The organism is Grimontia sp. AD028 (assembly GCF_000973155.1).
GTDB lineage: Bacteria > Pseudomonadota > Gammaproteobacteria > Enterobacterales > Vibrionaceae > Enterovibrio > Enterovibrio indicus.
The window spans coordinates 1-12,082 of the sequence record NZ_LASY01000123.1 but is presented as its reverse complement, the minus strand read 5'-3'; the positions used below and the strand labels follow the sequence as shown (position 1 = coordinate 12,082).

General features: G+C 47.2%; 6 protein-coding genes. 1 reads left to right on the top strand and 5 read right to left on the bottom strand.

Annotated elements, in window-relative coordinates; all coding sequences use genetic code 11:
• Positions 1-127: 127 nt before the first annotated feature.
• The 3 genes from RN22_RS21070 to RN22_RS21060 all read right to left on the bottom strand — a co-directional run bounded on the left by RN22_RS21070 (position 128) and on the right by RN22_RS21060 (position 5,687).
• Positions 128-3,436: an ATP-binding protein gene (locus RN22_RS21070; protein WP_046307457.1), complete on the bottom strand. Its 3,309-nt coding sequence runs from the start codon at positions 3,434-3,436 to the stop codon at positions 128-130.
• 4 nt (positions 3,437-3,440) lie between these two features.
• On the bottom strand, positions 3,441-4,649 hold the full coding sequence (locus RN22_RS21065) for an EAL and HDOD domain-containing protein (RefSeq protein WP_046307455.1): 1,209 nt from the start codon (positions 4,647-4,649) through the stop codon (positions 3,441-3,443).
• Positions 4,650-4,802: 153 nt separating this feature from the next.
• Complete coding sequence (locus RN22_RS21060; RefSeq protein ID WP_046307453.1) at positions 4,803-5,687, bottom strand: PhzF family phenazine biosynthesis protein; 885 nt, start codon at positions 5,685-5,687, stop codon at positions 4,803-4,805.
• A 310-nt stretch (positions 5,688-5,997) separates the two neighbouring features.
• Here RN22_RS21060 and RN22_RS21050 point away from each other — a divergent pair, with 310 nt between their 5' ends.
• On the top strand, positions 5,998-6,171 hold the full coding sequence (locus tag RN22_RS21050) for an ATPase (RefSeq protein ID WP_046307449.1): 174 nt from the start codon (positions 5,998-6,000) through the stop codon (positions 6,169-6,171).
• Between the two features lie 48 nt (positions 6,172-6,219).
• Here RN22_RS21050 and RN22_RS21045 read toward each other — a convergent pair whose 3' ends face one another.
• Complete coding sequence (locus RN22_RS21045) at positions 6,220-8,967, bottom strand: pitrilysin family protein (RefSeq protein ID WP_046307447.1); 2,748 nt, start codon at positions 8,965-8,967, stop codon at positions 6,220-6,222.
• A gap of 183 nt (positions 8,968-9,150) precedes the next feature.
• A complete protein-coding gene (locus RN22_RS21040) occupies positions 9,151-11,493 on the bottom strand; it encodes a glycosyl hydrolase family 18 protein (protein WP_046307445.1) in 2,343 nt (780 codons plus the stop codon).
• Positions 11,494-12,082: the final 589 nt, after the last annotated feature.

Below are 12,082 nucleotides of genomic sequence, written 5' to 3'. Positions count from 1 at the left end.
GAGTTGACTGACGTCGTGCTCGTTGTTGTCCCTTTTTGATGGAGGTGACTACACCCACAAAGGGACGCCGCGATCACAACGCCAGTCAAACTCGCTGAATCCGGCATCTTCAGGTTGTTTGGGTATGTTAGGCACTGGAAAGGCTTTCTAACTCTTGCTTGATTTCCGCAGTACGGGCATTCAACTCGTCAAAACGGTTTTGTATGAGCTCTAGGCCTTTGTCGTGATCTTTTTCAATGGAAAGACACAGTTCTGCCAGTTCTTTTGCCCCGATCATCGACGCCGCACCTTTCATTCGGTGCGCAATTTTTCTCACGCCAGCCAGGTCGGAAGAAGACATTGCGCTTTGAAGCGCTTCCATATCAGCCTCCTGGGTAGTGAGATATTTGGTCAGAATATGAAGCATCAGCTCTTCACTATCTCCTACTTGATCTTTGAGCTGATTGACATCAAACGTGGTGCATTCTTCCAGCGTAACTTTTGATGGAACTTGCTCTGACGCGTCAGTTCCCTCTTGCTTCATCGCTTCAGGCTCCCACCCTTTGGAAACCGGAAATGCTTTTTCTCCTGGCACATACAACAGCATCAAATTCACTAATTGTTCTTTAGTAAACGGTTTAGCAAGGTGAGCATTCATTCCCGAATCTAAACAACGCTGCGCATCCCCAGATAGCGCATTCGCTGTCACTGCGATAATCGGGACATTTTCATCAAAATCACGGATGTTTCTCGTTGCCTCAAAGCCATCCATTTCCGGCATCTGACAATCCATCAGGATCAAATCAAACGGATTGGCCCGGTGTTTATCCAACGCTTCTAACCCGTTATCCGCCAACGTCGACTGGCAACCTAAACTGTTAAGTACCAACACCATCAGATCCTGATTCACTAAGTGGTCTTCAGCGATCAGAACATTCAATCCATCAAAACGCACCGCGTCGGCTTTTACTTCCGGCACTTCTACATCAATAGGCGAGTCAGCAGAAAGCGCATTAATAAGCGCATCTGGGTTGATAGGGTTAATGAGACACGGCATACCAAACTCGTCTACCACACCACTATGACTGATCAACAAGGTGTGATTAGCAGGGTTCATTGCAGGACGCATTTCACTGATCATATTGTCATCAACAAATAGCAGCGCCGATTCACAGATTTCCTCTTCTGGCGGCGTGCTCTTAGACCATTGCTCTACTTTTAAGCCAACGTTTGAAAGGTATGCATTTAATACGGCATAAAGTTGGGAGTCCTGAGTGGCGATGATAGCCGCTTTACCTTCAATCTCCGGCTTCAGTGTCAGGTTCTCCAGCAAACAGTTGGTGTTGTCTGGCACCAACGTGAGAGGAACATCCACAGTGAAGGTCGTTCCCACGTCTTCCTTGCTGACAACCTCAATTGCGCCGCCCATCAATTCTGTCAGTTTCAGACAAACTGGCAGACCAAGCCCTGTGCCTTGATATGAGCGAGAATAGGAGTTATCGACTTGAGTAAAGTTTTCAAAGATGGTTCCTAGCTTCTCTTCTGGAATACCAATCCCCGTGTCCTTCACTTCAAGTCTGATATGCTCCACACCCTCCAGCTTGGTTTTGCTCACGTGGACCATGACAGAACCATGTTTGGTGAACTTCAGAGCATTCCCCACCAGATTCAGAATAATTTGCGTATAACGAACAGGATCCAGCATTAACCAGCGCGGCAAGTCTGGCTCGATAAGGCAATGCAGCCTCAAGCTTTTTTCGACAGCTTTGGCATGGAAAACCACCAGCGCATCATGAACGAGGTCCGGCAGCTCACATTCCTGATCAAATAAGCGCATTTTGCCCGCCTCGATTTTGGTTAAATCGAGCACGTCATTGATGATATTCAGCAAGGCATTTGAAGAGTGAACCAGCGTATCGACAAAATACGATTGTTGTTGATTGAGGTCGGTTTCTTTGAGCAGATTAGACATACCCACAATACCATTCATCGGCGTTCGGATTTCATGGCTCATCATCGCCAGAAAGTTGGTTTTGGCTTCGTTGGCCTTCTCCGCTTCCTCTTTGGCATGCACCATTTGCTCGGTGATTAAATCATTCAATTTCTTCTGTCGGACGAAGTTAACCATGGCACTGAGACTCGACAATACCGGCTCAAGCCAAGACACCAAGTCTTCATCATAATTGGTTGATTCATCAAAGAGGCAAACCACGCCCACTAATTGATTCGAGAGAAACAGAGGCATGCTGAGGGAGTTGATAATCAGTTTCCCGTTGTTTGACGATTGCCCCGCCAATTGCAGGCTTCTGTCCCCTTTCTGGGTGTCAATGACACGTGTGACAACGTTGCGAACGAACTCTTCTGACACATAGCCATTCGCAATCAGCCGTGTTTGCGCCAGAATGCGGTAATTGTTCTGGGCTTCGTAATCCAACTCCACAATAATGCCGTGATTACTCTCACCAATCTTTAACAGGATCTTCAACACTTCACGAAAGCTATTGTGGTAGTCATCGCTGATCAGGAATTTGTCCTGCAAGGTTTTCACGGCAGAGAAGAGCTCAGCCCCCTTCGACACTTTTATTTTGTCCAGATGCTGTTCCGTAATGTCGCGGATAATCGCTACCTGAAGCGGTCTTTCGTTCACCTCGATTTTGTTGGAGCGAACCTGCACGATCTGACGTTCATCGGTTCTGATAAGCTCATAATTCAAGCTTTTGGTATTGAAGCCATAAAGTGCTTGTGAGAAATACGCACGAGAATCAGGAACGACTTTGGCGATAACTTTCGATAAGGTCACCTTCTCAATCGGCACATCTTCCAGCTCAAACATCCGCCTCGCTGCTTCATTGAGCGTTGTGATTTCGTGGTCTTCCCCCAGCACCAAAAGTCCGTCCTTGTAGCTGTGGATAATAGTGTTGAGGTAGTTTTTGCTTGATTCAATTTCCTTTATCGCCCGGGCGTACTTCCAAATCAGGAACATGATCATCAGATCCAGGAGGAAAACCTGCGCGATACCGGAAACGATTTCTGATGTGAGGGTACTCTCAATCGGTCTCGGGTCTTCATAGATAATCAAGTCCCCGACTTTGGTTTGTTCATTCAGCTCGTCATAAATCAAGGGAATACTGCGCAGACGAAACTCGTTACTGAACTCTCCGCTTTTGGGCTTGGTGATATGACGGAAGTTATCGTCTTTAGAGACGACTTCAATGCGGTAGACGAAACGGGAAAGGGTTTCACTTTCCAGATCTTTAACGACAGACTCAAAATCATAGTTCCACATCTGGGCGGGAAGTCGGTACGAAAGTCGGGCGATAATAGACTCGAGTTCGAAGTCCATCTCACCATAAAGGCGATCGTGGGTTTTGTAGTAGTTGAATACGCCAAACACACTGAGGATCAGTGTGCCACTAACCACCAAAATTACCGCGAGTTTTGTTCGCATCATCAGCATAGGGTCATACCTGCATGCTGGAAGTCATGTCCGCGGTACTGCTGCGAGCCTGTTCGAATTCTTTCAACACTGCCTTGTCATTGAGTTTGAGCTGGTTACAGGTGTGCAGCACACCATTCCAATTTGCCCTTTCAATGTCATGGCATAGCGACAGGAACTGCCCGTAAACCCCTTCTTTGGCAATCAATGCACGTTTTACGTCATTGGAGAGATCCAACTCACCGACGATGTCTTCCATGGGCTTGCTTAGCATCACGTCAAGCATAGAAAATGCACCAACAATAAATGCCTCATCTTTGTCAAAACCACGAATGTTATTTTCCATTGAAGATAGAAAAGTCGCGCGTATCAAAGACGCACTCTGTAATTGATGGGCGTGTTGATGGTTTAGGTTCGTCATGATCAACAATGACACCAAACGTCTAAGTGCCTGCACGCCAAGATAAACCACTGCCTGGCGCGGGTTAGAAATCTTATTGGTTTTGGTTTTAGCGAGAATGTTGGCACTCGCCACCACTTTGTACAGCAGTGATACATCTTTCGAGATGATTTTGGTGAGCGTGTCAATGTCATCCGGATTACGGTTGATGATGATGCAAACGTCCAGCAACGACATAACAGAGGGCGCGATATCTTCTGAACGTTTGATCTGTGGTTTTTCGAAGAAGTAGCCCTGAAAAAGCGCGAAACCGCAACTCTGTGCGGCGGCAAGTTCATCTTGTTTTTCTACCTTTCTAGCCAGAAAAACCTGCTGCGAATATTGGGAAATAACATTCTCCCAATCAGAAGGCTTGGAGCGCTCCATGCTGACGCTGAAAATATCTACCAGCTCTAAATGATTGCGCCATTCATTGGTCATGGCTTTCCCGTCCATCAGGATACGGTAGCCTTCTGTACGATAGGTACGGAGTTTACTGACCACTTCCTGTGTGGGTGCACAGTCGTCAGTCAAGGAGATAATCAGGTGCTGGGGCGGCATCGAAAGTGGAATTTCATCCATCAGGGATGACTGGCCAAAGCTAACGATATATCGCGTTTTGTCCGGCTTACCGCCACACGCTAAAAAGTTTGCACTGAGAATACGAGAGGTCGCTGTGTCTTCGTCGATGGAAGGGAATTTGTTCTCCAGTCCTTCTCGGAACAAGAGCTCACTCCCCCAGTGTTGGAGGTCTTTATCGAAAACCGGCTGACATGAGAAAAATACTTCGGCCACGCAGAGTAAGTCCCATAGTTAAGATTCCTCTTTAAAAATTAGACCAGTTGCCGAATTTTTCCTTCTTTTTCCGCTAAATAAGTCACATCCTTGAACAAGCAAACCAATGAGCAACCACATGAAAAAGGGAGCATTTCCGCTCCCTTCTGAAAATTACACCGCTTCAACTTTTAATCTGTAAGGAATCCGCACTGGCTTATCACTGACGCCGCCAACAAATACCGCGCTAATCTTGTCGTTTTCAGACTCGACACTCGCCCAAAGCAAAGAGCGCTTATTCAACACTTCACCCTGCTCAAACAAGTAACGGTATTTACCGCCCTGATAGATATGAAGGTAAGAGGCCAAAGCACCGGCTGCACTGCCCGTAGCCGACTCTTCATCAATACCCAGTGCTGGTGCGAAGTTTCTGCATCTCGCTGAGATATCAGATTCTGTCGGGGTCAGTGCGAAGGCATGAATTGCCCCTGTATTTGTTTTGCGGTTAAACGCCGCAATCGCTTTGTGATCTGCTTCAATCGCCAGAAGTTTAGCCTCATCATCGACGGGAACAATGATGTCCCAGAGGCCCGTTGATACGGCTTTGATAGGTAGCCCGGTGGCAAGGATGTCTTCCGTTGAAAGACCAAGCAATGGGGCAATATCTGCCTCGTTGTAGGTGTCGCCGAACTCAGGTAACACTTGCTGCATGTTAATGCGTCCGTCTTCGGTCACCGTCACACCCAATATTCCAGCTCCGGTTTCCTGCTTGTAGTCTCCAGCTTCTATTTTTCCGGTTTTGAAGAGCGTTGAAAACGTGCCTACCGTTGCGTGCCCACAGAAATCGACTTCTTCAGTGGGGGTAAAGAAACGAATACGGTAGTCCGCTTTTTTGGAAGGCGAGATAAACGCTGTTTCAGAATAACCTAGCTCTGCCGCGATAGATTGCATCTGTGCAACCGTTAGCCCTTCAGCATTCACTACAACCCCTGCTGGGTTACCGCCTTGGTTTTCTGCCACAAATGCGTTGGTTACATAGACTTCAAGAATATCTGACATAGTTACCTTTCCTTAGTTCTTATTATTGTCAGTTGGCTTTCCATCGAATGATGTCGAGTCAATTCAGCCTGAACACGCCAAAATGTTCAGCACCTACACCAAGTTTCGTTATCCCATTCTCTCTGTTGAAGAAATTAAGGCCATGGGGAAATCAATTTGCTTGGGTATCTTTGTTACAGTGTTACAAAATGCCGTAAAACACAAGAAATTGATTGATATTAAGGGAAGCCGCGATAGAGAGCCTGTAGCCTTGATAGCTAGGTCACTTTTTCATTAAAATACCGACAAACGTAATTTGGGTAATAACCACATGATCGATTTAGAAAACCTGATTAAAGATGCGCCAGAACGTGAACCGGACATTCCATTACCTTCAATGGAAGAGCAGAAGCGTATCGCAGCAGAGCTAAAGGCACTGGAAGAAAAAGGCGAGCTGACGCCAGAGATTCTTGAAAAATACTTCGGTGGTCAAAAGAGCCATTAATTACCTATCGAAAGAAGGTTAAAACGCGCCCCTTGGGGCGCGTTTTTCTTATTTAGCGGGCCGCAAAATACTTTCGAAAAAAGCGGCATCATCAAACAGCACAGACGCCATACGGGAAAGTCGTCGTGTATCGATTCTGTCGATAACCTGTTCCGGGAAAATGAGTCCTTCCAGTGCATATCCCCAGAGATCGTAGCGAGCAAGGGTTCCGACAATAAATTGCGGATCGGTTTGGGAATCATAAAGGTCTTTCAGCAATTGACGTGCCGCATTCTCACTCTCAGTCTTAGTGACGGGCTGTGTCAGCGTCTGTTTTATTGTTGGCCATAATGCTGCCAATGCCTGTTCCTTATCTGGTGAGACCAACGCTGTCATGGTTGTTGTAACGACTGATTCCCCATCCCACGTCCAAGAAGAGAAAAACGGATCGTAAGACAGCGAATACTTTTCTCTCACCAGCTGGTTATAGCGCGCTTGTAGAATTCGGTTAAGCAAGTCCTCCGCAAACACCGAATCAACCGTGCGTGGCGTTGAAGCGCGAATATACACCTGCTCCACATAAGTGCGGTTTTCCGGAGAGAGGTGCCTGACTACCTTACCCCCATCCTTGTTGTAGTGGAGTGGGCTGGCATTTGTTCTTTCCCTTTTCGTTTGCAGGTTTCCAAGCAACGCCGTAACCACACCTTGAACAGCCAGCACAGGTTCATCTGACACGACATAGGCGCTGAAATGCCCCATATCGCCAAATAACTTTTCATACAGCGATGTGACATCTTCAAACGTTAACCCTTGATAGTCTTCGGCACCTAAAGGCGACTCATAGGAAGGTCTAGGATAAATCAACGCTAATGACGCCCGTCCAAACAAGTCATACGGTGAAGTTTGCGCCAAATTCATGCGTTCAATCAGCCGTGCTTTTTCGCGCTCAAATGCCACTTCGCTTGGCTTCACGTTTTCGATCAGATAACGCAATGCATTCAGGCCTTCCAACAGTGCTTCTGTTGGCACATACATCGAAAAGTTATGGCTATTGCCATAAACCTGTGGCTCGATGTTCACACCCAAGGCCTCAAGATAGTGCGAGAAATCGTTGGCTGAAACATCACCGACACTGCCGTTACGATACGTTTCGAACATCAAATCTAACGCTGCTCTTTCTTTCGTTGTCATTGATGCGACGCCACCTTTTGCCTGAAGCACAACCTGTGTTTCGTAGTAACTGTCATCCATTTTGTAGTAGAGAACCGGCAAATCATTAGGGAGTTTCCACCGGAAAACATTCTCCGCCATTTCAACCGCATCTTCGGTAACCGTGACAAAGGAATCTGGTTGAGGAATTTCCACGTCCGCGTAGGAGACCTCCACCACTTCGCCAGGCTTTGCCAACGTTTCTATATATCGATTCCGTTGCAGCTCGGCATTAGCAATAGACTCCCCCTTTCCGTAAACCAACGTCAGAGATTGATTTGATGCTTTCAGTAAGCGTGCCAGCTCTCTGTTTAGATCCTTTAATTCGATGTTTTGTAGAAACTGGCTGAAGTTGTCGTTTTGCTCGACTCGGCTTTGAGGTAAGCGGTTGTAATAAAGATCGTTATACACATTCTCCGCCACTTCGATAGGCAACTGATTCTCATAGAACACAATGCTGGCTTCGTATTGCTCTACCAAGGACAAAAACTCATCTTCTGTAACGCCATAGTCACGGAGCGATGCGAGGTTTTTGGCTACTGATTTGAGCACATAGGGACGGTCAACATCGTTGTACTCCACACTCAGTTCATACACCGTCCAGCCTGGTAGAAAACCAAAGTTGAAATACAAGCCATTATGCGCAAGATTCTCCCGCTCAAACTGCTCTTCAAGACGCAGTTGCACCGCATCAAGCATCATCCAATGCAACCAAAGTGCTCTCTGTTCTGCTAGCGTCTCGGGATATAGGTCCTCACCATCTTTGAAACTGACCACTAAAGCGGGCGACTCGCCCTGAGAGGCATAAAGCGTCAGTGGATATTGCGTATCTCTGTCGACGGGGACAATGCGGTGAGACTCGGGCTTTTTGCTTTCCGTACGGAGCGAGGAGAACTCCTCTTCTATTTCAGTCTGCAGGTTTTCAACATTAAATCCGCCAATCACCACCAATTGGATTCGATTTGCCTGATACCATTTTTCGTAGAACGCCTTGAGACTTTCCGGCGTCACACTGTTCAGCGAGAACTCAGTGCCAATCGGATCCCGGTCGATATAAGGCGTCCCATCTATGAGCGCCTCATAGAGTTTTAGGGGCCAAGATGTATCTTCCCGGTTGTCACGTCGCCATTCTGCGAAAATGACGCCCACCTCCGCATCCACTTCTTGGCTGTCCAGTGTCAGGCCATCGGAAATATCACGGAACCAATCCAGCGCGTCAGGAAGACGCTGGGCATCCGGCAAAGAAAGCTGGTAGACAGTTCGCCCATAGTCAGTCACCGCATTGATATCAGGGCCAAACTCAACGCCAACCTGGGCAAACTCTTCAAACACTGAGTTATTCGGATAACGTTGGGTGCCGTTGAAAGCCATATGCTCGATAAAATGCGCGTAGCCCCTCTCATCCTCTCCTTCATTCAGGCTTCCCACATTCACAACCAGCCGAACTTCAATTTGCTCGCCTTCGATGGGATAAAGGTGGTATCGCATGCCATTTGGCAAGGTTTCAGAGACCCAGTTAGGATCTGTGGTTAGTTGTGGAGAGGAAGAAAGAGAAGCACAGCCGGAAATCAGTAAAACAATGAGCGCGACTGCGTAACGAACGAGCATAGATACACCAAACTAAGTGACTAAAAAGAATGCGATCATTTCAATCAAGCACAAGATAGGCGTATCAGTAAAGGCAAGTATCGCCAAACTCTCTGAACAATCTCAGTTTCTGTTATACACACGGAAAATAAAATCAAAAAGGCCTCGTATAAACGAGGCCTTGTAGGTATTTAACGCTAAGGGTTATAGAAGTTCCCAAGGACCCCAAGCAGATCCTGGTGCTTCGCCTTTCGTCCACCACTTCGCTTTGTAGGTGCTGCCGTTATAGATAGCAACATCACCACCGTTGTAGACTTTGTCAGCGCTCCAGTCTTTTGCTGAACCATCATCAAACGCTTCCCATACTGCTGACGTTCCCGGCTCTTCGCCTTTAGTCCACCATTTAGCAGTATATTCAACGCCGTTGTGGGTTACTTTATCGCCAGTATTGTAAACCTTGTTTCGGTCCCAGTTGCTGTCTACTGGTGTATTACCTTCAACGTTCACAACGACTGTTGCTTCAACAGTTTCTACACCATCAGTCACAGTAACGACGACGTTAACCACGCTGTTTTCTGTTGAGTCTACTGTCGCCACAGATACTGTTGCGCTGTTACCTGTTTGAACCAACTCTCCCGTAGACGCAGTAAACGTCAGAGAATCACCTTCGGCATCAATTGCTGAAAGGTCAATCTCTGCGGTTTCACCTGCTTTCACAGAAACAGATGCTGGTGCAGTCAGTACTGGTGCAGTGTTAACCACATCACCTGAACCTTTAACATTCACCGTCACTGAACCGCTGTCAGATTTACGGCCGTCAGAGACTTTCACGGTCACCGTTTCAGTCAGGTCGACTGCGGTGTTTGGCGCTTTATACGTCACCGTTGCGGTACCATCACCGTTGTCGGTTACGTCGGCACCTTGTGCAGTGAACGACAGCGCGTCGCCATCTGCATCAGTCGCTGACACAACGAAGCTAATGACTGCTCCGCTCTCTGCATTTTGAGCACCTGGCAAGGCCAGAACTGGCGCTTCGTTTGGAATGATATTCGCGCTGAAGACCTGATCAATTTGCTCAGCCAACGGCGAGCGGAGATTGGTACATTGCTTCAGCTTGGTGCCGTAGTTAACGAACGTGCCTTCACACTGAATGTCACCATGCACCTGCCATACAATGATGCCGCCCAAATCGTTATTAACGATGTACTCCGCTTTCTTACGAATTGAATCTGGATCGTCATAGCTCAGGAAGTATTTGCCTTTCACTGCATATGGTACTTCCGCGTTCGCGTCCCACTTGTGTGCCCAACCTGGCTGTTTGATCAGATAGTTGTAGTTTGGTTGACCTTCGAACGCTTTCCAGTTGGTCAGGTCAACGGCAGAAACACTTGGGCCATCAACTGAGAAGTTCACATTACGTTTGTCAGTCGGTGCACCAAGGTACGCTTCCGCTTCAGTTGTTTGAACACCACGGCCATAGAACGCGGCACCAAAGTTAATTTGTTTCGGGTTAATGCCCTTAACGTTCACCATCCAGTTTTTCAGGGTATCCAGGTTTAATCCTTCAAACTCTTCTTCTGGATATGGGTAGAGTGGAGAGTTATGACCGGTAACATTAGACCAACCGCCATTCAGGTCGTAAGTCATCATGTTGAAGTAGTCCATTGAACGTTGCAGACGCGCCCAATCGTAACCTTCCAATGCGGCTGGCACAGCTTTAAATGCCGCTGTCAAAAGACGGTCTGGACCAATACGTTCACGGATATCATCCATCAGCTGTTCGAAGTTTGCGTAGTCTGCATCCGTACCGGTGAAGTTCATGCCGCCAGAGCCTGGGTATTCCCAGTCGATGTCAATACCGTGGAAACCCAGCGCAATCAGTTTGTCGATGTCTTGCAGGAAGCGTTCTTTTTTGACTGGGTCAGCAGCCATTTCTGGGAAGTGCTTGGACATACTCCAACCACCGATAGACGCCATTACCTGTACGCCTTTTTCATTCGCCAAGTCGATCAAACCCGGTGCGCCGCCCGCTTTTTTCAAAGGGATTGGCATTTGGCCAGTGATACCGGTTGGAGCATGCTTCCAACCACGACCATCTTTTACAAAACCTTGCGCCTGAACTTTTGCCAGTGCTTCTGCTTGCCAAGGTTCAGTTCCAGGATATTCATGAATGTATTCCAACTCACCCCACAGGATGTGGAAGTCCCAGCTTGAATAAACATCAGGGTGAAGCAGTGGGCCCGGCTCTTGAACCGCACCAGGCTGATAAATGCTCTTGTTGCGAAGGTCGCCACTGTGCAGGGAGCCGTCTTTCGCTACGCCGAAGAAAGAAAAGTTGAGGATGTTGTAGATATCCATATCTACGTTGAGGTGTGTAGCTTCACCTTTTACGCTAAAACCAGCATCGGTTCCCTTCCATGCTTCCCATTGGGTCAGGTAACCGATAACCGCTTTATCGTGCGATGGTGCAGCGGTAGCAGTCGCGGTAACGCCAAGCGCTCCGGCCACACATGCAGCAATCGCGGTGAACTTAAGTCCTTTATTCATATTATTTTTCTCCACGTCTTGGGTGTTGGTGTTTTCCTTCGGATTTACTCTTTCACCACTTAATTTCTGACGCGAATGAAAATCGCAAAGTTTGGTATCGTGCTTCGGAATGAATTTAATTAATTACATTTTTTGCGGAAATTTTTTGCATGAAGGCATCATGGTTCACAAGTTTTGTCTGGTAGGTTTCCGCACAGCGGACTGTATGTAATTTCTTTATAATTCAATGAGATTGAACAAGGATCACAGTAGGAAGTGACAGGCGAATTAAGTTTGAAGAAAAAAATCTCCGCCAGTCCAAAACATGGCGGAGACAAGCAACAAGGAGAATGCGCTAACTAATTCATCTCCTTTCGGAGATAGTGAGTGTAAGCCGTGCTGTGGAGCACAAATTCTATATAGCAAACACCGTACCAATTATTAAATTGCCCTCTAAGCTGGGAAATCTATTCTTTTCAGTTGTTTACAATCGCGAAAATGATTGCATTTGGGGCAAACTTTGCACCAAAGCAATGCACCATGTCCAATCCATATATACCCAATCGACCTGAAGATGCTTGAGTTCAGAGGGCATCAATGCGTTCAATTC

Excerpts from the sequence above, each read along its gene's own strand:
- RN22_RS21040 (WP_046307445.1), bottom strand. The coding sequence starts at position 11,493 with ATGAATAAAGGACTTAAGTTCACCGCGATTGCTGCATGTGTGGCCGGA.
- RN22_RS21070 (WP_046307457.1), bottom strand. The coding sequence starts at position 3,436 with ATGCTGATGATGCGAACAAAACTCGCGGTAATTTTGGTGGTTAGTGGC.
- RN22_RS21050 (WP_046307449.1), top strand. The coding sequence starts at position 5,998 with ATGATCGATTTAGAAAACCTGATTAAAGATGCGCCAGAACGTGAACCG.
- RN22_RS21045 (WP_046307447.1), bottom strand. The coding sequence starts at position 8,967 with ATGCTCGTTCGTTACGCAGTCGCGCTCATTGTTTTACTGATTTCCGGC.
- RN22_RS21060 (WP_046307453.1), bottom strand. The coding sequence starts at position 5,687 with ATGTCAGATATTCTTGAAGTCTATGTAACCAACGCATTTGTGGCAGAA.